The organism is Pseudomonas sp. 5Vm1k (genome assembly GCF_056161485.1).
In genome coordinates this window covers 143,300-164,939 of the sequence record NZ_JBSPCZ010000011.1, presented here as the reverse complement: position 1 = coordinate 164,939, position 21,640 = coordinate 143,300, and the positions used below count along the sequence as shown (strand labels likewise).

17 protein-coding genes are annotated in these 21,640 nt (G+C 61.0%); 13 read left to right on the top strand and 4 right to left on the bottom strand.

The window, feature by feature from the left end; translation table 11 throughout:
- Positions 1–21 precede the first annotated feature (21 nt).
- The 7 genes from ACWIKB_RS21700 (at position 22) to ACWIKB_RS21670 (ending at position 6,677) form a co-directional block, all read left to right on the top strand.
- Positions 22–798 (top strand): ABC transporter substrate-binding protein, encoded by a 777-nt coding sequence (locus ACWIKB_RS21700; RefSeq protein WP_475269303.1) that lies wholly within the window; start codon positions 22–24, stop codon positions 796–798.
- A gap of 82 nt (positions 799–880) precedes the next feature.
- A complete protein-coding gene (locus ACWIKB_RS21695; protein ID WP_475269302.1) occupies positions 881–1,570 on the top strand; it encodes an ABC transporter permease in 690 nt (229 codons plus the stop codon).
- A 16-nt stretch (positions 1,571–1,586) separates the two neighbouring features.
- The gene (locus tag ACWIKB_RS21690; protein ID WP_475269301.1) at positions 1,587–2,282 is read left to right on the top strand and encodes an ABC transporter permease; all 696 of its coding nucleotides are present in this window, start codon (positions 1,587–1,589) and stop codon (positions 2,280–2,282) included.
- Between the two features lie 9 nt (positions 2,283–2,291).
- The gene (locus ACWIKB_RS21685; RefSeq protein WP_475269300.1) at positions 2,292–3,404 is read left to right on the top strand and encodes a succinylglutamate desuccinylase/aspartoacylase family protein; all 1,113 of its coding nucleotides are present in this window, start codon (positions 2,292–2,294) and stop codon (positions 3,402–3,404) included.
- Positions 3,405–3,423: 19 nt separating this feature from the next.
- Positions 3,424–4,188: an ABC transporter ATP-binding protein gene (locus ACWIKB_RS21680; protein WP_475269298.1), complete on the top strand. Its 765-nt coding sequence runs from the start codon at positions 3,424–3,426 to the stop codon at positions 4,186–4,188.
- Positions 4,189–4,273: 85 nt separating this feature from the next.
- Entirely contained in the window at positions 4,274–5,182 is a 909-nt protein-coding gene (locus ACWIKB_RS21675) for a MurR/RpiR family transcriptional regulator (protein WP_475269297.1), read from the top strand.
- A gap of 88 nt (positions 5,183–5,270) precedes the next feature.
- A complete protein-coding gene (locus tag ACWIKB_RS21670) occupies positions 5,271–6,677 on the top strand; it encodes a M15 family metallopeptidase (RefSeq protein ID WP_475269394.1) in 1,407 nt (468 codons plus the stop codon).
- Positions 6,678–6,862: 185 nt separating this feature from the next.
- On the opposite strand, the gene betA is transcribed toward ACWIKB_RS21670, so the two are convergent.
- The 4 genes from betA to speB form a co-directional block, all read right to left on the bottom strand.
- Positions 6,863–8,551, bottom strand: a complete 1,689-nt coding sequence (gene betA, locus ACWIKB_RS21665; protein WP_475269296.1) for a choline dehydrogenase — start codon at positions 8,549–8,551, stop codon at positions 6,863–6,865.
- Between the two features lie 2 nt (positions 8,552–8,553).
- A complete protein-coding gene (locus ACWIKB_RS21660; protein WP_475269295.1) occupies positions 8,554–10,122 on the bottom strand; it encodes a purine-cytosine permease family protein in 1,569 nt (522 codons plus the stop codon).
- Between the two features lie 172 nt (positions 10,123–10,294).
- Complete coding sequence (locus tag ACWIKB_RS21655) at positions 10,295–11,803, bottom strand: aldehyde dehydrogenase family protein (protein WP_475269293.1); 1,509 nt, start codon at positions 11,801–11,803, stop codon at positions 10,295–10,297.
- A gap of 27 nt (positions 11,804–11,830) precedes the next feature.
- Positions 11,831–12,835, bottom strand: coding sequence for an agmatinase (gene speB / locus ACWIKB_RS21650; RefSeq protein WP_475269292.1), 1,005 nt, complete (start codon positions 12,833–12,835; stop codon positions 11,831–11,833).
- A gap of 152 nt (positions 12,836–12,987) precedes the next feature.
- Here speB and ACWIKB_RS21645 point away from each other — a divergent pair, with 152 nt between their 5' ends.
- From ACWIKB_RS21645 to lipA, 6 genes are all read left to right on the top strand, one after another.
- Positions 12,988–13,902 carry a LysR family transcriptional regulator gene (locus tag ACWIKB_RS21645; protein WP_475269291.1) on the top strand — a complete coding sequence of 305 codons (915 nt, stop codon included), beginning with the start codon at positions 12,988–12,990 and terminating at the stop codon, positions 13,900–13,902.
- 56 nt (positions 13,903–13,958) lie between these two features.
- A complete protein-coding gene (locus ACWIKB_RS21640) occupies positions 13,959–15,467 on the top strand; it encodes a sigma-54-dependent transcriptional regulator (RefSeq protein ID WP_475269290.1) in 1,509 nt (502 codons plus the stop codon).
- A 306-nt stretch (positions 15,468–15,773) separates the two neighbouring features.
- Positions 15,774–16,151 carry a glycine cleavage system protein GcvH gene (gcvH, locus tag ACWIKB_RS21635; protein ID WP_475269289.1) on the top strand — a complete coding sequence of 126 codons (378 nt, stop codon included), beginning with the start codon at positions 15,774–15,776 and terminating at the stop codon, positions 16,149–16,151.
- A 10-nt stretch (positions 16,152–16,161) separates the two neighbouring features.
- Positions 16,162–19,017 carry an aminomethyl-transferring glycine dehydrogenase gene (gene gcvP / locus ACWIKB_RS21630; RefSeq protein ID WP_475269287.1) on the top strand — a complete coding sequence of 952 codons (2,856 nt, stop codon included), beginning with the start codon at positions 16,162–16,164 and terminating at the stop codon, positions 19,015–19,017.
- Positions 19,018–19,168: 151 nt separating this feature from the next.
- Positions 19,169–20,425 (top strand): serine hydroxymethyltransferase, encoded by a 1,257-nt coding sequence (gene glyA / locus ACWIKB_RS21625; RefSeq protein ID WP_475269286.1) that lies wholly within the window; start codon positions 19,169–19,171, stop codon positions 20,423–20,425.
- 181 nt (positions 20,426–20,606) lie between these two features.
- Entirely contained in the window at positions 20,607–21,587 is a 981-nt protein-coding gene (gene lipA, locus ACWIKB_RS21620; RefSeq protein WP_475269285.1) for a lipoyl synthase, read from the top strand.
- The last annotated feature ends 53 nt before the right edge of the window (positions 21,588–21,640 follow it).

Below are 21,640 nucleotides of genomic sequence, written 5' to 3'. Positions count from 1 at the left end.
CCCCTCCAAGGAGTCAACAATATGAACAAGACAGCATTCCTAGGCGCCCTGGCCCTGTGCGCCGCAAGCTTCATGGCCCACGCCGACGAAGACAGCCTGCGCATCGGTATAGAAGCCGCTTACCCACCCTTCTCCTACAAAACTCCGGAGGGCAACGTCAGTGGTTTCGACTACGACATCGGCAATGCGCTGTGCGAAGAAATGAAGGTCAAATGCGAGTGGGTGATTCAGGAGTTCGACGGCATGATCCCGTCGCTCAAAGTGCGCAAGATCGATGCGGTGCTGTCGTCGATGTCGATCACCGAAGACCGCATGAAGTCGGTCGACTTCAGCAAAAAGTACTACCACACGCCGGGCAAGTTCGCGATGAAGACCGGCAACGTGATAAACGACCCACTGGTGGATCTCAAGGGCAAGAAAGTCGGGGTGCAACGCTCTTCGACCTACGACCGTTTCGCCACCGAGCAACTTGAAAAAGCCGGGGTTAACGTTGTGCGCTACGGCTCACAGAACGAAGCGTTCCTCGACCTCGCCTCGGGTCGTCTGGACGCCACCCTCGCCGACATCGTCAATACCGACGAGAGCTTTATCAAAACCCCGGCAGGCAACGGTTTTGCCCTGGTCGGGCCGGACATCAACGACCCGAAATACTTCGGTCGTGGCGCCGGGATCGCAGTGCGCAAAGGTGACAGCGTGACCGTTGCGCGCCTCAACACCGCGATTGACGCGATCCGCAGCAACGGCAAGTACCAGCAAGTCATGGCCAAGTACTTCGCGTTCGATATCTACGGCGAGTAACCCCCCTATCCGACACCCCGGCGCCGGCCCTTGCGGGCGCTGATTTGGGCATTGTCTCGCGCGTTTTTTGAGGAACTTCATCATGCTTCACGGCTACGGATCGAGCATTCTCGATGGCGCCTGGCTGACCATCAACCTGGCTTTGACCTCCATGGCCATGGCGATTGCCCTCGGCCTGATCGGTGCAGCGTTTCGCTTGTCGCCGCTCAAATGGCTGGCCATGCTCGGCGAAAGCTACACCACCCTGATTCGCGGCATTCCCGACCTGGTGCTGATCCTGCTGATCTTCTACGGCGGCCAGGATCTGGTGAACCGCATCGCCCTCGCGCTCGGTTACACCCACTACATCGACATCAATCCTTTCATCGCCGGCGTCTGCACCATGGGCTTCATTTTTGGTGCCTATCTCTCGGAGACCTTTCGCGGTGCCTTCATGGCGATTCCCAAAGGTCAGGCCGAAGCCGGCATGGCGTATGGCATGAGCGGCGCGCAAGTGTTCTGGCGAATCCTGGTGCCGCAGATGATCCGTTTCGCCATTCCGGGGTTCACCAACAACTGGTTGGTGTTGACCAAATCCACCGCACTGATTTCGGTGATCGGCCTGCAGGACATGATGTTCAAGGCCAAGAACGCCGCGGACGCGACCCATGAGCCGTTCACCTTTTTCCTCGCGGTGGCGGCGCTGTACCTGATGCTCACCAGCCTGTCGTTGCTGGTGCTGCGCTATCTGGAAAAACACTATTCGGTCGGCATCAAAGCCGCCGAATTGTGATCGGGAGCTATCCAAGATGCTCGACTACAACCTGATCTGGGAAAACCTGCCGCTGTATTTCAGCGGTGCCCTGTTGACCCTCAAAGTGCTGCTGATTTCCCTGGCGTTCGGCCTGGTGCTGGCGATCCCATTAGCGCTGATGCGCGTGTCCCGCTCGCCGCTGATCAACTTCCCGGCGTGGCTCTACACCTACGTGATTCGCGGCACGCCGATGCTGGTGCAATTGTTCCTGATCTATTACGGCCTGGCGCAGTTCGCTGCGGTGCGTGAAAGCGCGCTCTGGCCGTACCTCTCCAGTGCAACTTTCTGCGCCTGCCTGGCCTTTGCGATCAACACCAGTGCCTACAGCGCGGAACTGCTGGCCGGCAGCCTGAAATCCACGGCCCACGGCGAGATCGAAGCGGCCAAGGCCATGGGCATGTCGCGCTTCACTTTGTACCGACGAATCCTGCTGCCGTCGGCCCTGCGCCGGGCGTTACCGCAGTACAGCAACGAAGTGCTGATGATGCTGCAAACCACCAGCCTCGCATCGATCGTCACTCTGGTGGACATCACTGGCGCCGCGCGGACAGTCAGTTCGCGGTTCTACCTGCCGTTCGAGGCGTTCATCACCGCCGGCCTGATCTACCTGGCCCTGACCTTCATTCTGGTGCGTCTGTTCAAGCTGGCCGAGCGCCGTTGGCTGGCATACCTGGCACCGCGCAAGCACTAAGGAGCGTTTATGGAACACATTGAATACCTGTTGCCGTGGAGTGCTTCTGGCACGGAACGGCGCCTGTCGCTGTTTCGCTTTGGCAGTGGATCGCGCAAGGCATACATCCAGGCCTCGTTGCATGCCGATGAGTTGCCAGGCATGCGTGTGGCGGTGGAGCTCAAGCGCCGCTTGCGGGTGCTGGAAGAACAAGGTCGGCTGAACGGGACAATCGAGTTGGTGCCAATGGCCAATCCGATCGGCATCGCCCAGATGTTCCAGGCCACCCACCAAGGTCGCTTCGAATTCAACAGTGGCAAGAATTTTAACCGCGACTTCCCCGAACTGACCGAAGCCGTCGCCGCGCTGGTGAACGGTCAACTGGGCGACGACGCCGACGTCAACACCGCGCTGATCCGCCGCGCCATGACCGATGTCCTCGCCGACATGCCGCCCGCGACGTCAGAACTCGATGGCCTGCGCCGACTGCTGCTGGAGCATGCGTGTGACGCCGATGTGGTGCTGGACCTGCACTGCGATTTCGAGTCGATCATGTTGCTTTACGCCATGCCGCAAAACTGGCCGCGCCTGCGTTCATTGGCCGCCCGACTCGGTGCCGGCGCCGCGTTGCTCGCTGAAGATGCCGGCGGCAGTGCCTTCGACGAAGCCTGCGCGTTTCCCTGGTTACGCTTGGCCGAGCTGTTTCCCGAAGCCAACATAGCGCTGGCGTGTGCCGCTACCACCATCGAACTGCGGGGCATGGCCGACACCGAGCGCGAGCAATGCATCGACAGCGCCGAAGCCATTCTCGGTTACCTCGCCGAACAAGGTCTGATCAGCGGTGACTGGCCGGACGCGCCACCGAGTTGCTGTGAAGCAACACCGTTTGCCGGCGCGCAGTACGCCTATGCGCCACACCCCGGCGTGGTGAGTTTTCTGCAACCACTGGGCGCGCGGGTCCGGGTCGGCGATCCACTGTTTGAAGTGCTGGATCCGCTGACCGATCGCCACAGCATCGTGCGCGCCAGCACCGACGGCATCCTTTATGCCCGGGAGCGTCTGCGCTTTGCCCAACCCGGTTTGTGGCTGGCCAAAGTCGCCGGCACCCGCCTTATTCGCCAGGGTCGCTTGCTCAGCGACTGATGCCAGAAGAGTGAACAGCATGTACAAACTTGAAATCCAGAACCTGCACAAAAGCTACGGCAGCCACGAAGTGCTTAAGGGCGTGTCCTTGGAAGCGAAGGCCGGCGATGTGATCAGCATCATCGGCTCCAGCGGCTCCGGCAAAAGCACCTTCCTGCGTTGCATCAACCTGCTGGAACAACCCAACGCCGGCAACATCGTACTCAACGGCGAACCGCTGAAACTGGTGACCAACAAACTCGGCGGGCTCAAGGCTGCAGAGCCGAAACAGTTGCAACGCATGCGTTCGCGGCTGTCGATGGTGTTCCAGCATTTCAACCTGTGGTCGCACATGAGCGCCCTGGAAAACGTCATGGAAGCCCCGGTGCATGTGCTAGGCATCGGCAAGAAAGAGGCACGGGAAAAAGCCGAGCATTACCTGAACAAAGTCGGCGTGGCCCATCGCAAGGATGCGTGGCCCGCGCACATGTCCGGCGGCGAACAGCAGCGCGTGGCGATTGCCCGGGCGCTGGCGATGGAGCCGGAGGTGATGCTGTTCGACGAACCGACCTCGGCCCTCGACCCGGAATTGGTCGGCGAAGTGCTCAAAGTCATGCAAGACCTGGCCTTGGAAGGCCGGACCATGGTGGTCGTCACCCACGAAATGGGCTTCGCCCGGGAGGTGTCGAACCAATTGGTGTTCCTGCACAAAGGCCAGGTCGAAGAGCGCGGCGACCCGCGTGAAGTACTGGTCAATCCGCAGTCCGAACGCCTGCAGCAGTTTTTGTCCGGGAGCCTGAAATAGTCAGGCACACCCGCGCAGCGCACCGACGGTTGGCTTCGGATACACTCCAGCCAACCTTATGCCCTCAGGATCTGTTGAGCCGCACATGCCGACTTCATCGAAAAACACCACGGTCTATGCCGCGCCGGTCATGCGCAAACTCGCGGAAATCGTTGCCGAGTTGCCGCCATCACTGCGCAAGGTCGCGGATTTTATCCTGCGTCATCCGTTGCGCGCGGCGACGTTAACCATCGAAGAGATGGCCCACGAAACCTCGACCTCGCCCGCGGCGGTCAATCGCTTGGCCAAGGCCCTGGACCTGGGCGGCTACACCGGGATGAAGGCCGAACTGGTGGCGACGTTGCAGCAGATGGTGTCCCCGGTGGACAAACTGCGTAACGAACTGGCCCACCGTCCGGGCGGCGCGTTTGGCCTGCATGAGCAAATCCAGAGCGCCAGCAGCAACCTCGCCACGGCCGCGACCAACAACCATGCCGACACCTTTGAAGCGTTCGTCACCCGCCTGACCACGGCGCGCAAGATCTACATCCTCGGCTTTGGCAACAGCGTCTACTTCGCTGGCCTCGCCGCCTCGACCCTGATGCCGTTCTGCGCCGATGCCACCGCGATCAGCATGGAAGGCGGCAACGAAAACGCCGCCTACCGCCTGGCGGCGATCACCGATCAAGATGTGTTGCTGGCGATCTCCCTGCCGCGTTACTCCCTCGACACCCTGCAACTGGCGCGTTTCGCCAACGAGCGTGGCGCCTCGGTGCTGGCGATCACCGACTCCCCTGCTTCGCCGCTCACCAGCATCGCCGAACACACGCTGTTTGCCCCGGCTGATCACCCGGTGTTGACCAGTTCCAACATCGCGGTGCTCGCGTTGATCGAAGGCCTGGTCGCTGGCGTGATGGCGCGCAATAAAGAAGCGGTGAAACTGGCGACCGAGCTGACTGAAAGCGTGATGGCTTACCTGCACATCCCCAGCAGCGGTAAAGCGCCGAAAAAATAATGCCGCTCCGACAAGGACTGACCGGACCATGCACAGAACCACCGCGCGATTGATGTTGAGGCCACCGAAAGCCGAAGGGCTGGCTCGCATGTGTGCAATTTACCTTCCGATCTTATGCCTGGGCCTCGTCGTGTCTGGCGTGACTCACGCCGAAACCCGGCCCGAGCACATGGTCTACTTGCGCTCGATCGACCCAAGCATTGAGCAAGACATCCGCTACGCCACGGCCCACAACTTCACCGGCCACCCGCTCGACGGTTACGAGGCGCCCGAGTGCCTTTTATCAGTAGACGCGGCTAAGGCCCTGGCCCGTGTCCAAACCGCGCTGAAGTCGCAAGGCTACGGATTGAAAGTATTCGACTGTTATCGGCCCGCCCGTGCGGTCGCCGATATGGGCAATTTCGCCAAGGTGCCGGGCGATCCGACCAAAGCCGAATTCTATCCTCGCGTGGACAAGCAAGACTTCTGGCACCTGGGGTATGTGGCCCGAGTCTCGGGGCATTCCAAAGGCAGCACGATGGACCTCACCCTGACGGGCCCGAATGCCCTGCCCGCCGCCACTGGCTCACCCTCGGCCAGGCAAGTCGATTGCACCGCCCCGTATGGCCAGCGCTGGCACGACGGCGCGCTGGACATGGGCACCGGTTTCGACTGCTTCGACGAGCCGGCACACGCCGACAGCACGGCGATCAACGCGACCGCCAAAGCCAATCGCCAGCGACTCACCAGCGCCATGGAAAAAGAAGGGTTTGTCGGCTATTCGAAAGAGTGGTGGCACTTCACCTACACCGGCAATCCGGCGTTGAATCAGGTCATGGATTTTCCCATTACCCCGATGGAACTCAGCAGCAGTCATCAGTTAATCATCGTCACCACCAAAAACTGGACCGACATCCAGGGTACCGCCCAGCGCTATGAGCGTCATGGGCCAAGCTTTCAAAAAGTCGGTGAGCCGTTTGCGGTGATGGTCGGTAAAAGCGGACTGGCCTGGGGCAAGGGCCTGACGGTTGTTGAGCAACGTGCAGGACCGGTCAAACGTGAAGGCGACGGCAAGGCACCGGCGGGGATTTTCAAACTGGGCACAGCCTTCGGCTACGCCAATACCGCCGACACCCGACTGCCCTACCAGCCGCTGACCTCGACCATTGAATGCGTGGATGATAGCCAGTCCAAGCGCTACAACGAACTGGTCGACGGAACCACGGTGACCAAGGACTGGAACAGCTCCGAACAGATGCGACGTGACGATGACATGTACCGCAACGGCATTTTCATCGAGCACAACACGCCAGCGTCTGCGGGTGCGGGGTCGTGCATTTTCTTCCATATCTGGCGGGGGCCGACTTCGCCGACGGTGGGCTGCACGGCCATGGACCCGGCGGACATTGCGAAGTTGTTCAGTTGGCTGGACCCGCGACAGGAGCCGTTGCTGGTTCAGTTGCCCGAAGCTGAATACGCGCAGTTGCGTGAAAAATGGGATCTTCCAGCACGCTGATACCCGTCAATCAAGCCTGACACCGAACTTGTGGCGAGGGAGCTTGCTCCCGCTGGGCTGCGAAGCGGCCCCGCTCTATCCAAAAAAGCAGGGGCCTGCTGTGCAGTCCAGCGGGAGCAAGCTCCCTCGCCACAAGTAAGTTCTTTCTCCTCAAGGACAATGTTCTCAAGTGACCTTGAGTTGAATCACACCCGCACGTTCCGCGCCGGCAACGAGGTCCGCTGACTCGTCTCCCAATCCTCAACACGCCCCACCGCCGCTTCCGACGCCGGCAGCATCTTGCGCCCGCGCACCAGATCAGAGGCCCGCTCGGCCAGCATGATGGTCGGCGCATTGAGGTTGCCATTCGGCTCAGTCGGGAACACCGACGAGTCAATCACCCGCAACCCGGCGATGCCATGCACCCGCAGCTCAGAGTCGACCACCGCCCTGTCGTCCTCACCCATGCGGCACGAGCCACAGGGATGGTAGGTGCTCTCGAGGTTTTCACGCACGAACGCGTCGATCTCCTCATCGCTGTTGACCAATGGCCCCGGTGCGATCTCGCCGTCGCGGAAGCGGTCCATTGCCGGTTGGCCGATGATCTCCCGGGTCAGGCGGATACAGCGGCGAAACCCTTCGCGATCCTCTTCCCGTTGCAGGTAGTTGAATTGAATCTGCGGATGCTCGTACGGGTCGGCCGAGCGAATGCGCACATAGCCGCGACTCTTTGGCTTGTTCGGCCCGGTTAGGACCATGAAGCCGTGGCCCTTGATCGGTTTGTTGCCGTCGTAGCGCATGGCTGCCGGCAGAAAGTGGAACTGAATGTCCGGCCAGCGCAAACCCTTTTCGGAGCGGATAAAACCACCGGCCTCGAAATGGTTGGTGGCGCCAAGCCCGTCCTTGAACAACAGCCAGCGCAGACCGATCAACAGCTTGCTCAACGGGTCCATTTTGCTGTTGAGGGTCACCGGTTCCTTGCAGCCGAACTGGATGTAGACCTCGGCGTGATCCTGCAGGTTTTCCCCGACACCCGGCAGGTCGTGGCGGACGTCGACCCCGGCCTTGCGCAGCACCTCGGCCGGGCCGATACCGGAGCGTTGCAGCAGGTGCGGCGAACCGATCGGCCCTGCGGAAATCAACACTTCGCGGTTGCAATAGACCTCATGGGTCTGGCCTTCGTGGTCATAGACGATTCCCACGGCGCGCTTGCCTTTGAGGATGATATGACGGGTCATCGCCTTGGTGACCACCGTCAGGTTCGGCCGATCCATGGCCGGGCGCAGGTAGGCGTTGGCCGTGGAGCAACGCACGCCATTCTTGACCGTCATGTGCATCGCACCGAAGCCTTCCTGCATAAAGCCATTGCAATCGTCGGTCTTGATGTAGCCCGCTTCGGCACCGGCCTCGACCCACGCGCCGTACAGCGGGTTTTTCATGTGGTTGCCGTTGGTGGTGTGCAACGGCCCGGTTTGCCCACGGTAACTGTCACCCCCGCCTTCGTAGTTTTCCGCCCGTTTGAAGTACGGCAGGCAATTGCGATAGCCCCAGCCTTGCGCGCCAAGGGATTCCCATTCATCAAAGTCATACGCATGGCCACGGATGTAGACCAGGCCATTGATCGAGGATGAACCGCCCAGCACCTTACCGCGTGGACAATGGATACGGCGCCCGTTGAGGAAAGGTTCAGGCTCGGTTTCGTAGCGCCAGTTGTATTTCTTGGTATTCATCGGGATCGAAAACGCGCTCGGCATCTGAATCACCACACTGCGATCACTGCCGCCGAATTCCAGTACCAGCACCGAGGTGGATGGGTCTTCGCTCAAGCGGTTGGCCAACACACAACCTGCCGAGCCGGCGCCGATAATGATGTAGTCGTATTTTTGCGTAGTCATGGTTATCTCCCGACCGTCGATTCGTTGAAAACGGGCAATGGGTGCTTGGTCAGCGTGTCGCCGGTGGTGTATTGCGGGCAGGTTTTCTCGATGTGCTGGATCACGACCTCTTCGCGCTTGAGATCGATCGAGCGGCTGAACCAGTAGTAGACCAGGCCCGAAACGATCAGCCCGACGAGCCAGGCGATGTCGATGCTGCCCAGCGCCTTGGCGAGCGGCCCGACATAGACTTCACGCTGTTCGACACCGTCGTAGATGTAGAAGAACGGGATCATCGAGATGAAGCCGATGGCATACGCGGCGATACCGCGCAGGCCCCAACTGCCGTAGATGTTGCCGTGGGGCATGAAGAAGTGCGGGATGGCGTAGCGGCCCTTGCGCACGAAGAAGTAGTCGGTGAGGTTGACCGAAGTCCAGGGCACCAGGAAGTACAGCATCACCACCAGGTAGATCCCCAGCACCGACAAACCTTTGCCGGAACTCTGGATGCTCAGGGCCACGCCCAGTTGCAGCAGGATCACAAAACCGATCGCCAGGATCCGCGCCTTGCGGGTCGGCTCGATGTGTTTGATGGAGTCGACGCAGGTCAGCGTGGTCAACTTGGCGCTGTAGATGTTCATCGCGATGACCGGCAGGAACGCCAGAATCGTAATGACCACCACGGCAGTGCCCATTAGCGGCGAGACGGTGTTGCCGACTTGCCCGAGCGCCACCAGCACGTCAGTGGAATGCAGGTGATCGGCGAGCCAGCCACCGACGGAAATCATCCACGCGCCGGACAACGAAGCGCCGATAAAGACCACCGCAATCAGCTTGCCGCTGGAGGTGTTCTTCGGCAGGTAACGCGAGTAGTCGGACACATAAGGGGCGTAGGCAATGTTGTAGCTTGCCGCTGCGGCGAACTGCGCGATAAAACCGGTCCAGTTGAAACCCAGTGGCGCCGGGGCCACTTCGCCTGCCGCCAATGCCGGCATCGCCGCATCCGGCACCCAGCCCATCAGCACAGCTAACGTCACCAGACCGTAAAGCGGCAGCGACAGGTACAACGCCCATTTGAAACTGCGGTGCATCCAGTCATGGCCGAGGATCGCCAGGACCGCCGCCGGTATCGTCACCGCCACCGCGATCACCGCGGGGTTGAAGCCGAACAATGTGTGCAGCCCTTGCATCATCAACACCAGGTTGACGATGTTGAACCCGGCGAACACAAACAACGTCGCCAGCAGCACCAGGATCACGCCGCGATAGCCGAACTGCGCCCGCGACTGGATCATTTGCGGCAGCCCGAGGTGTGGGCCTTGCGAGCCATGAAACGCCATGAACAGCGTGCCGAACATGATGCCTAGCGTGCCGGCGAGTGTGGTCCAGAGCGCCGTCAGGCCGACGCTTGGGCCTACGAAGCCGATGGTCATGGTGAAGAAAGTGAAATTGCCGAGGAACCAGAATGGGCCCTGGCTCGACAGTTTGTCGGTGCGCTCGTTCTCCGGGATGAAATCAATCGAATGGCTTTCGACGACGGGTTTGTCATCGAGGACCGACACGCTCGGGGCGGACTTGGCGTTAATGTTCATGATGGACTCTTATTGTTGGAAGATCATGACGAAGTAACCGCATCCTTACGGGTGAACGCCTCTGTGGGAGCGAGCCTGTTCGCGAAGGCGATGCATCAGCCGGCATCAACGTTGGATGTGCCGGCCTGTTCGCGAGCACGCCCGCTCCCACAGGGTTTGAGTCAACCTTGACTCAGGGCAGCGTGATCCAGACCGCCTTGGTTTCGAGCAGGTATTCAAGTTGCTCCGCACCCAAATCCTTGCCGAATCCGGACTGCTTGTAGCCACCAAACGGCATCGACGGGTCGAGGGTGCCGTGGGCATTGACGTAGACCGAACCGGCGCGCAATCGCGGGATCAGGCTGTGCACTTTTCCAAGGTCATTGGAATACAGCGCGGCGGCCAGGCCGTAGGGCGAGTCATTGGCCAGGGCCAGCGCCTCTTCTTCGTCATCGAACGGCGCGGTCACCAGCACCGGGCCAAAAATCTCCTCCTGGACGATGCGCATGTCGTTGCGGCAATGGGCAAAAATCGTCGGCTCGACAAAGAAGCCCGGGCCCTCGACAGGCTGGCCGCCGTAGACCAGTTGGGCGCCTTCCTGGCGGCCGGTTTCGATGTAGTCGGTCACCCGCTCCTTTTGCAACGCCGAAACCAACGGGCCAATAAAGCAGTCTGGATCCAGCCCCGGTGCGATCTTCAGCGTGCGGGTGTAGGCGATCAGTTCACGCAGGAACTCGTCGTAGACACTGCGATGAATATAGGCCCGCGTACCGGCATCACACACCTGGCCGGAATTGAAGAACACGCCGTTGGCAATCGCTTGGGCGGCGGCCGGCACGTCGGCATCGGCGAGGACGATTACCGGTGATTTTCCTCCGAGTTCGAGGGTTAGTCGCTTCATTTCATCCAGTGCCGCGCGGCCGACAGTACGACCCACTGGCGTGGAGCCGGTGAAGGTCAGCTTGTCGATGCCGGGGTGCGTGGCCATCGCCGCACCGACCACGCTGCCGCGCCCGGTGACGATGTTGATCACGCCGTCCGGGATCCCGGCTTCTTGCACCAGTTCGGCGAAACGCAAGGCCGACAGCGAAGTCAGTTCGGCGGGTTTGACCACCACGGTGCAACCAGTGGCCAGCGCCGCACCGAGCTTCCAGGCCATGGTTTGCAGCGGAAAGTTCCACGGCACGATGGCGCCAACCACCCCCACCGCTTCCTTGCGGGTATAGGCCAGGTAATTGCCCGGCAGCGAAGGCTCGACGGTGCGGCCATGGAGTTTGGTGGCCCAACCGGCGAAGTAGCGCAGGGTGTCGACGGTGCCTTGGATATCGACGTCTTTGGCAAACGCCACCGACTTGCCCATGTCGATCGATTCGATCTCCGCCAATTCAGCGGCGTTGTGTTCAATCAGGTCTGCCAGCCGCTGGATCAGTCGTTCGCGCTCCGCCGGTTTGGCCTGGCGCCAGGCGCCGCCGTCGAACTGGGCACGGGCGGCTTGCACGGCGCGGTCCAGGTCGTCGGTGGTGCCCATTGGGATGCGGGTGATCAGGCCTTCGGTGGACGGCTCGATCACATCGGACGTTTGCCCATCGCTGGCCTCGACAAAAGCGCCGCCAATAAACATCTTCTGCACTTTGCTGAGGAAGGTTTGAGTCGCTTCCGAGACGCCGAATTTCTGCAAATACTGCTTAACGATTGTGTCCATGTTCATGCCCTCTGTGCGGCGGTCAGATCACGCCGAGGCCGTGGTGGTTTCGCTCATGAGCTGCCGCGCCTGAGCCCGCTCGTGGAAGATGAAACCGATGCTGTTGAGCAGCAGTTGCGCCGCCAGGATTGAGGTCATGCCGGTCGGGTCATACACCGGCGCCACCTCCACCAGGTCCATACCGACGATGTTGCCCTGGCTGCGTTTGGCCAGGGCCTGGATGATTTCCAACACTTCGTAATAGAGAAAGCCGCCATGGCTCGGCGTACCGGTGCCCGGGGCGATGGATGGGTCAAAACCGTCGATGTCGATGGTGATGTAGTAGTTGATGTTCTGCGGGATCAACGCCAACACGCCTTCGACGCCGAGGCGACGGACATCGCGCACCGAAAGGATCTTCGAGCCTGCCGCATGGGCCGCTTCGTAGTCATCGCGGTTGGACGACGAGACGTTGCGGATGCCCATCTGGGTCATGCCGACGATGTGGTTCATTTCCGAAGCGCGACGCAACGGGTTGCCATGGCCGTAGCGAACGCCGTGACGCTCGTCGACGAAATCCAGGTGTGCATCGAAGTGAATGATGTGGATCGGACCACGGCCCTCGAAGGCCTTGATCACCGGGGCGTGAATCGAGTGATCGCCGCCGAGCACCACCGGCATCACGCCCGCATCGAGGATTTTGCGCACGGCGTATTCGGTGTTCTGGTTACTGGTGACCATGTCGGTGTGGACGATATCGGCATCCCCGACGTCGACCATGCGCACGTCGGACGCGGTCAGGTACATGACGTCATCTTCGTGGTCGTAGGCGCCGGCATGGCCAAAGGAAAACAGCGTCGATGCCTCGCGAATCCCCCGTGGCCCGAAGCGTGCGCCGGAGCGCCACTGGGTGCCCATGTCGTTGGGTGCGCCGAGGATCGCCACGTCGGCATCCAGCGCATCCCAATCGGTGCACACCGGGGATTTGGCGAACGTGCAGTGCCCTACGAACGGCAAGTTCAGGCGACCGGATTCATAACCGTTGTTCGACATTTCAGGCCTCTCCAATTCTTGTTATCGACTCAGCGGACATGGAAGGTGACCGCCGTTGGAAAGACTATGAGCGCAGGTTTTCGTGGAAAAAATGCTAAACATCAGATACTCATATCGGCATTACCGATGCATCCACACGCGGGAGGTCCAAGGTGATTCAGCTGCACGATGTCGATCTGAAACTGCTCAGGGTGTTTGCCACGATTGTTCGGTGCGGTGGGTTTTCCGCGGCGCAGGCGGCGTTGAATGCCGGCCAGTCGACCATCAGCGAACAGATGACCCATCTGGAAACGCGCCTGGGGGTCAAGCTCTGCCAGCGCGGGCGCAGCGGCTTTCGCCTGACCGAGCAAGGCGTGGCGATTCATGAAGCCACGCAGCGCCTGCTCTCGGCGGTGGAAAATTTCTGCATGGACGCCGACGTGCTCAAGCAGCACATCAGCGGCAAGCTCAACCTGGGGATCATCGACACCACCATCACCGATCCCGATTCCCCCCTGCCGCGCACCACCCAGCGCTTCGTGTCTCGGGGGCATGACGTGCACCTGAACGTGTACGTCGGCACCCCGGCCGAGCTGGAGGAACGGGTGCTCGACGGCCGCCTGCACCTGGCCATCGGGCACTTCCCGATCCATGTGCCCGGCCTTTTGCACACACCGCTGTATCAGGAGGCGCTGGGCTTGTATTGCGGGCGTCGGCATCCGCTGTATGGCAGCCAGGCCGAGAACGACGAACTGCTCGAAGAGATCGCCACCAGCCGAATCGTTGTCAGGGGCTACATGCAGCAATACGACCTCGAACACCTGGGTGTCAGTAAGGCCGCGGCGACCGTGGACAACATCGAGGCCCTGGCCATTCTGCTGATCTCTGGGGCCTATCTGGGCTTTCTGCCCATGCATTTCGCTGCCCAATGGATCAAGACCGGCGAGATGCACCAATTGGCGCCCAGCAGCATGTGCCTGATGTCACCCTTCGATGTAATCACTCGACGCGGCACCGCCCCGCCGCCGATCCTTCAAGCGTTCCTTGAGGATCTGGCGGCCTGTTCGCGTAAAACCGCCAACACCTGACAGACCCGGCGCGTGCCGGTCATACTCATTCCGTTCGTCACCCTAGCAGGCCATTCATGCGCATCCACGTCACCTTTATCGACCGCGTCGGCATCACCCAGGAAGTGCTCGCGCTGCTCGGTGGGCGCCGGTTCAATCTGGATGCCGTGGAGATGGTCCCGCCGAACGTTTACATCGATGCCCCGACCCTCGACGCCGAGGTTTTGGAAGAATTGCGCGAAGCGTTTCTCGGGGTCCAGGGTGTACAGGCAGTGACGGTGGTCGACATCCTGCCCGGCCAGCGCCGGCATTTGCAGCTCGATGCATTGCTCGCGGCCAGCACCGATCCGGTATTAGCGGTGGATGAGCGTGGCTACGTGTTACTGGCCAATCCGGCGCTGATTTCACTCTGCGGTCGTGAACCCGCTGGTGAGCCGCTGTCCGCGTTGTTTGATGAGGCGGATTTGCTGGACGCGTTGATCGAGCATGGTTTCCGCTTGCCCATGCGCGAAGTCAGCCTCGCTGGCCAGACCTTGTTGCTGGACGCCATGCCAATCACCGATGCCGGCGCCCTGCTGACCCTTTATCAACCGAACCGCATCGGCGAACGCCTGTCGGCGCTGCACCACGACCATGCCGAAGGTTTCGATGCGCTGCTCGGCGAGTCCCCGGCGATTCGCACGCTCAAGGCCCGCGCCCAGCGGGTGGCCACCCTCGACGCGCCGTTGCTGATTCAGGGCGAAACCGGCACCGGCAAAGAGCTGGTGGCCCGCGCCTGCCATGCCATCAGCAGCCGCCACGACTCGCCGTTCCTGGCCTTAAACTGCGCGGCATTGCCGGAGAGCCTTGCCGAGAGCGAACTGTTCGGCTACGCCGCCGGCGCTTTCACCGGTGCCCAGCGCGGCGGCAAACTCGGCCTGCTGGAGCTGGCCGATCAGGGCACGGTGTTTCTCGATGAAGTCGGTGAGATGTCGCCGTACTTGCAGGCAAAACTGCTGCGGTTCCTGAGCGATGGTTGCTTCCGTCGGGTGGGTGGTGATCGTGAAGTCAGGGTCAACGTGCGAGTGCTCAGCGCCACCCATCGCGACCTGGAAAAAATGGTCGCCGAAGGCAGCTTTCGCGAAGACCTGTTCTATCGCCTCAACGTGCTCAACCTGCAAGTGCCGCCACTGCGTGAACGCGGCCACGACATTTTGCTGATGGCCCACCACTTCATGCAGCAGGCCTGCGCGCAGATCCAGCGGCCGCCCTGTCGCCTGGCCCCCGGGACGTTCCCGGCGCTGCTGGGCAACCGCTGGCCGGGCAATGTGCGGCAACTGCAGAACGTAATCTTTCGCGCGGCGGCCATTTGTGAAAACCCGCTGGTGGACATCGACGACCTGGACATCGCCCGTACGGCGGTAGAGCGTAAAAACGATGGCGAGGTGCGCAGCCTGGAGGATGCTGTCGAAGGGTTTGAAAAGAACTTGCTGGAACAGCTGTATCGCAGTTATCCGTCCAGCCGTTTGCTCGCGGCACGCTTGCAAACTTCCCATAGCGCGATTGCGGTCCGGTTGCGCAAGTACGGGATTCCCACCAAGCCATAAGCCCTGCACGATCCCCCTACGGGGGGGTGTATTTAAATCAATACACTGTATTGAATTCAGGACAAAACCCTGTCGACCTGTCTGGCCCGGACTTCTCCCTCTCTCCCTTCTTCGCCTGTATTGATTTCAATACGAGCGCTCGCTACCAATTTGCTTATAAACATCTCAAGTCATTGATTTACAACAACTAATTAACATTGGCACCGCCCTTGCTATCAACCCTCAAGCCACGCTCGTTGCCCGACACGAGCTTGCAATCGTCATTCGCCACCTGCAGCGGATGAGTCAGAACAATGAGGAGTTGATATGAGCGAATTGCGTTTTACCGTCGATCACGAATGGCTGCGCCTTGAGAGTAATGGCCTGATCACCGTGGGCATTACGGCTTTTGCCCAGCAAGCGTTGGGGGATGTGGTTTTCGTTCAGGTGCCGGAATTGCGCGCGTTCGGTGCCGGCGATGAAGTGGCGGTGCTGGAGTCTGTGAAAGCCGCCAGCAGCGTGTACATGCCGCTGGATGGCGAAGTGGTCGAGGTGAATTCGACGCTGGAAAGCTCCCCCGAATTGATCAACGAAGATGCGCTGGGGGCAGGCTGGTTTTTCCGTATGCGCCCCAACGACGCCGGCGCCATGGGCACCCTCCTCGACCAGGCCGCTTACGAGCGCCTGACCCGCGACGACGCTTGAGGACTTCTGCATGACCACCCTCCTCGACACCCGTAACGAATTCATCGCCCGCCACATCGGCCCGCGTTCCGGCGATGAGCAAGCCATGCTCAACAGCCTCGGTTTCGACTCCCTGGAAGCCCTGAGCGCCAGCGTCATCCCGGACAGCATCAAGGGCACCAGCGTGCTCGGCCTCGAAGACGGCCTGAGCGAAGCCGATGCCTTGGCCTTGATCAAATCCATCGCCAGCAAAAACCAGCTGTTCAAGACCTTCATCGGCCAGGGCTACTACGGCACGCACACGCCGTCGCCGATCCTGCGCAACCTGCTGGAAAACCCGGCCTGGTACACCGCGTACACGCCGTACCAACCAGAAATCTCCCAGGGCCGTCTCGAAGCGCTGCTGAACTTCCAGACCTTGATCAGCGACCTCACCGGTCTACCGATCGCCAACGCCTCCTTGCTGGATGAAGCCACCGCTGCTGCCGAGGCGATGACCTTCTGCAAACGCCTGAGCAAGAACAAGGGCAGCCACGCGTTCTTCGCCTCGGTGCATTGCCACCCGCAAACCCTCGACGTATTGCGCACCCGTGCCGAGCCATTGGGCATCGACGTGGTCGTTGGCGACGAACTCGAACTGACTGACGTGACGCCGTTCTTCGGCGCGCTGCTGCAATACCCGGCGAGCAACGGTGATGTGTTTGACTACCGCGAACTGACCGAGCGTTTCCACGCTGCCAATGCGTTGGTTGCGGTCGCTGCTGACCTGCTGGCCCTGACCGTGCTCACCCCGCCGGGCGAGTTCGGTGCCGACGTGGCCATCGGCAGTGCGCAACGCTTCGGCGTGCCGCTGGGCTTCGGTGGCCCGCACGCAGCGTATTTCTCGACCAAAGACGCATTCAAGCGTGACATGCCGGGCCGTCTGGTCGGTGTCTCCGTGGACCGTTTCGGCAAGCCGGCCCTGCGCCTGGCGATGCAGACTCGCGAGCAACATATCCGCCGCGAGAAAGCCACGTCGAACATCTGCACCGCGCAAGTGCTGCTGGCCAACATCGCCAGCATGTACGCCGTGTACCACGGTCCGAAAGGCCTGACGCAGATTGCCAATCGCGTGCATCACCTGACCGCGATTCTGGCCCAAGGCTTGAAAGCGATCAGTCTGAACGTCGAGCAGGAAAACTTCTTCGACACGCTGACCATCAAGACCGGCGCCCAAACTGCCGCTCTGCACGAAAAAGCACGTACTAAACAAATTAACCTGCGCGTGGTGGATGGCGAACGTCTGGGCCTGTCCCTCGACGAAACCACCTCGCCAGCTGACGTGGAAACCCTGTGGGCCCTGCTGGCCGACGGTAAAACCCTGCCGGACTTCACCGCGTTGGCTGCAAGCGTTCAAAGCACCATTCCAGCCACACTGGTGCGTCAATCGCCAATCCTCAGCCACCCGGTGTTCAACCGCTACCACTCGGAAACCGAGCTGATGCGCTACCTGCGCAAGCTCGCCGACAAGGACCTGGCGCTGGACCGCACCATGATCCCGCTGGGTTCTTGCACCATGAAACTCAACGCCGCCAGCGAAATGATTCCGGTGACCTGGGCTGAATTCGGTGCCCTGCACCCGTTCGCCCCGGCCGCGCAAAGCGCCGGTTATCAGCAACTGACCGACGAACTGGAAGCGATGCTCTGCGCCGCCACCGGTTACGACGCGATCTCGCTGCAACCGAACGCCGGCTCCCAGGGTGAATACGCCGGCCTGTTGGCGATTCGCGCCTATCACCAGAGCCGTGGCGAAGACCGTCGCGACATCTGCCTGATCCCCTCCTCGGCTCACGGCACCAACCCGGCCACCGCCAACATGGCTGGCATGCGCGTGGTCGTCACCGCGTGCGATGCGCGTGGCAACGTTGATATCGAAGACCTGCGCGCCAAAGCCATCGAGCACCGCGAACACCTCGCCGCGCTGATGATCACCTACCCGTCGACCCACGGCGTGTTCGAAGAAGGCATCCGCGAAATCTGCGGCATCATTCATGACCACGGCGGCCAGGTGTACATCGACGGCGCCAACATGAACGCGATGGTCGGCCTCTGCGCGCCGGGCAAGTTCGGCGGCGACGTGAGTCACCTGAACCTGCACAAAACCTTCTGCATCCCCCACGGCGGTGGCGGCCCAGGCGTCGGCCCGATTGGCGTGAAATCGCACCTGACGCCGTTCCTGCCGGGCCATGCCCAGATGGAACGCAAGGAAGGCGCGGTCTGCGCCGCACCGTTTGGCAGCGCGAGCATTTTGCCGATCACCTGGATGTACATTCGGATGATGGGCGGCGCCGGTCTGAAGCGCGCTTCGCAACTGGCGATCCTGAACGCCAACTACATTTCCCGTCGCCTCGAAGAGCATTACCCAGTGCTCTACACCGGCAGCAACGGCCTGGTCGCGCACGAATGCATCCTCGACCTGCGTCCGCTGAAAGACAGCAGCGGCATCAGCGTCGATGACGTCGCCAAACGCCTGATCGATTTCGGCTTCCACGCCCCGACCATGTCGTTCCCGGTGGCCGGCACGCTGATGATCGAGCCGACCGAAAGCGAATCCAAGGAAGAACTGGACCGCTTCTGCGACGCCATGATCCGCATCCGCGAAGAAATCCGCGCGGTGGAAAACGGCACCCTGGACAAGGACGACAACCCGCTGAAAAACGCCCCGCACACTGCGGCGGAAATCGTTGGCGAGTGGACGCATCCGTATAGCCGTGAGCAAGCGGTGTATCCACTGGAAACCTTGATCGACGCCAAATACTGGCCGCCCGTGGGCCGGGTCGACAACGTGTTTGGCGATCGCAATTTGATCTGCGCCTGCCCATCGATTGCCGACTACCAGGACGCCTAACAACACCGCACGGAACGCAAAAAAACGCATAACCCGTAGGAGCGAGGCTTGCCCGCGAAGCTTTTGGCGGTTTTGAAGGCCTCTTCGCGGGCAAGCCTCGCTCCTACAAAGTCCATATCAACCGATTCAGAGAACAACAGAGGGTTGCACCATGTTCAGCAAACACGACCAGATCAAAGGCTACGACGACGAATTGCTGGCGGCGATCAACGCCGAGGATGCTCGACAAGAGCATCACATCGAATTGATCGCCTCGGAAAACTACACCAGCCAACGGGTGATGGAAGCGCAAGGCAGCGGCCTGACCAACAAGTACGCCGAAGGCTATCCGGGCAAGCGTTATTACGGCGGCTGCGAACACGTTGACGTGGTCGAGCAACTGGCGATTGATCGCGCCAAGCAACTGTTCGGGGCTGATTACGCCAACGTCCAGCCGCACTCTGGCAGTCAGGCCAACGCGGCGGTCTATCTGGCGCTGCTGCAAGCCGGCGACACGGTTTTGGGCATGAGCCTGGCTCACGGCGGTCACTTGACCCACGGCGCCAAGGTGAGTTTTTCCGGCAAGTTGTACAACGCCGTGCAATACGGCATCGACACCACGACCGGGCTGATCGACTACGACGAAGTCGAGCGTCTGGCGGTCGAGCACCAGCCGAAGATGATCATCGCCGGGTTCTCCGCGTATTCGAAGACCCTGGACTTCCCGCGCTTCCGGGCGATTGCCGACAAGGTCGGTGCTTACCTGTTTGTCGACATGGCCCACGTCGCCGGGCTGGTGGCGACCGGTCTGTACCCGAACCCGATCCCGTTTGCCGACGTTGTCACCACCACGACCCACAAAACCCTGCGTGGCCCGCGCGGTGGCCTGATCTTGGCCAAGGCCAATCCGGAATTGGAGAAAAAACTCAACGCAGCGGTATTCCCCGGCGGTCAGGGCGGCCCGCTGATGCACGTGATCGCGGCCAAAGCCGTGTGCTTCAAAGAGGCGCTGGAGCCGGCCTTCAAGACCTACCAGGCACAGGTGATCCGCAATGCCCAGGCGATGGCGACAGTCTTTATCGAACGTGGCTACGACGTGGTGTCCGGTGGCACCGACAACCACTTGTTCCTGGTCAGCCTGATCCGCCAGGGCCTGACCGGCAAAGACGCCGACGCCGCCCTTAGCCGCGCCGGAATCACCGTGAACAAGAACGCCGTGCCCAACGACCCGCAATCACCGTTCGTGACCTCGGGCCTGCGCATCGGCACGCCGGCGATCACCAGCCGTGGTTTCAAGGAAGCCCAGAGCATCGAACTGGCTGGCTGGATCTGCGACATTCTCGATCACCTCGGCGATGCCGATGTCGAGGCCCACGTCGCACGGCAAGCGGCTGCGATGTGCAGTGATTTCCCGGTCTATCGCGACTGATCCGCCAGCGGGAGGGCTAACCACACCGCGACTGTATTTGGCCCTGTAGGAACTGACGAGTGAAACGAGGCTGTGATCTTTTGATTCTGGCTTTTTAAAAGATCAAAAGATCGCAGCCTCGTTTCACTCGTCAGCTCCTACAGGGATCGTTTTCTTCGGCTCGTATAAAAGGAAAAAGTACATGAGCACACCGGCGCAATCGCCCGTAACCCCCACGGCAAAAATGCAAGTCGGCGTCAAACTGCGCGGCGCGGAAAAGGTTGCGCGGATTCCGGTCAAGATCATCCCGACCGATGAGTTTGCGCGTAAACCCGACTGGATTCGCGTACGCATTCCGGCGTCCCCGGAAGTCGACCGCATCAAGGCCCTGCTGCGCAAACACAAGCTGCACAGCGTCTGCGAAGAAGCGTCCTGCCCGAACCTGGGCGAATGCTTCTCCGGCGGCACCGCGACGTTCATGATCATGGGCGACATCTGCACCCGTCGTTGCCCGTTCTGCGACGTTGGCCACGGTCGTCCGAAACCACTGGACGTCAACGAGCCGCAAAGCCTGGCTATCGCCATCGCCGACCTCAAGCTCAAGTACGTGGTGATCACCTCGGTGGATCGCGATGACCTGCGTGACGGCGGTGCTCAGCACTTTGCCGACTGCATCCGCGAGATCCGCAAGCTGTCGCCCAACGTGCAGCTCGAAACCCTGGTCCCGGATTACCGTGGGCGTATGGACGTGGCGCTGGAAATCACCGCCGCCGAGCCACCGGATGTGTTCAACCACAACCTGGAAACCGTGCCGCGCCTGTACAAGGCTGCGCGTCCGGGTTCGGATTACCAGTGGTCGCTGACCCTGCTGCAACGCTTCAAGCAGATGATGCCGCACATTCCGACCAAATCCGGCCTGATGCTCGGCCTGGGCGAGACCGACGAAGAAGTCATCGAAGTCATGAAGCACATGCGTGAACACGACATCGACATGCTGACCCTCGGCCAGTACCTGCAACCGTCCCGCAGCCACTTGCCGGTGCAGCGTTTCGTGCACCCGGACGTGTTCGCCTGGTTTGCCGAGGAAGGTTACAAGATGGGCTTCAAGAACGTCGCTTCCGGCCCGTTGGTACGTTCCTCGTACCACGCCGATGAGCAGGTTAAGGGGACGAAGAACGCCTGAAGCGTCACGGGAGTACTACCGGGTGCCGGGGACCAGATCGAGTATTTCATCGA

Excerpts from the sequence above, each read along its gene's own strand:
- ACWIKB_RS21700 (WP_475269303.1), top strand. The coding sequence starts at position 22 with ATGAACAAGACAGCATTCCTAGGCGCCCTGGCCCTGTGCGCCGCAAGC.
- ACWIKB_RS21695 (WP_475269302.1), top strand. The coding sequence starts at position 881 with ATGCTTCACGGCTACGGATCGAGCATTCTCGATGGCGCCTGGCTGACC.
- ACWIKB_RS21690 (WP_475269301.1), top strand. The coding sequence starts at position 1,587 with ATGCTCGACTACAACCTGATCTGGGAAAACCTGCCGCTGTATTTCAGC.
- ACWIKB_RS21685 (WP_475269300.1), top strand. The coding sequence starts at position 2,292 with ATGGAACACATTGAATACCTGTTGCCGTGGAGTGCTTCTGGCACGGAA.
- ACWIKB_RS21680 (WP_475269298.1), top strand. The coding sequence starts at position 3,424 with ATGTACAAACTTGAAATCCAGAACCTGCACAAAAGCTACGGCAGCCAC.
- ACWIKB_RS21675 (WP_475269297.1), top strand. The coding sequence starts at position 4,274 with ATGCCGACTTCATCGAAAAACACCACGGTCTATGCCGCGCCGGTCATG.
- ACWIKB_RS21670 (WP_475269394.1), top strand. The coding sequence starts at position 5,271 with ATGTGTGCAATTTACCTTCCGATCTTATGCCTGGGCCTCGTCGTGTCT.
- betA (WP_475269296.1), bottom strand. The coding sequence starts at position 8,551 with ATGACTACGCAAAAATACGACTACATCATTATCGGCGCCGGCTCGGCA.
- ACWIKB_RS21660 (WP_475269295.1), bottom strand. The coding sequence starts at position 10,122 with ATGAACATTAACGCCAAGTCCGCCCCGAGCGTGTCGGTCCTCGATGAC.
- ACWIKB_RS21655 (WP_475269293.1), bottom strand. The coding sequence starts at position 11,803 with ATGGACACAATCGTTAAGCAGTATTTGCAGAAATTCGGCGTCTCGGAA.
- speB (WP_475269292.1), bottom strand. The coding sequence starts at position 12,835 with ATGTCGAACAACGGTTATGAATCCGGTCGCCTGAACTTGCCGTTCGTA.
- ACWIKB_RS21640 (WP_475269290.1), top strand. The coding sequence starts at position 13,959 with ATGCGCATCCACGTCACCTTTATCGACCGCGTCGGCATCACCCAGGAA.
- gcvH (WP_475269289.1), top strand. The coding sequence starts at position 15,774 with ATGAGCGAATTGCGTTTTACCGTCGATCACGAATGGCTGCGCCTTGAG.
- gcvP (WP_475269287.1), top strand. The coding sequence starts at position 16,162 with ATGACCACCCTCCTCGACACCCGTAACGAATTCATCGCCCGCCACATC.
- glyA (WP_475269286.1), top strand. The coding sequence starts at position 19,169 with ATGTTCAGCAAACACGACCAGATCAAAGGCTACGACGACGAATTGCTG.
- lipA (WP_475269285.1), top strand. The coding sequence starts at position 20,607 with ATGAGCACACCGGCGCAATCGCCCGTAACCCCCACGGCAAAAATGCAA.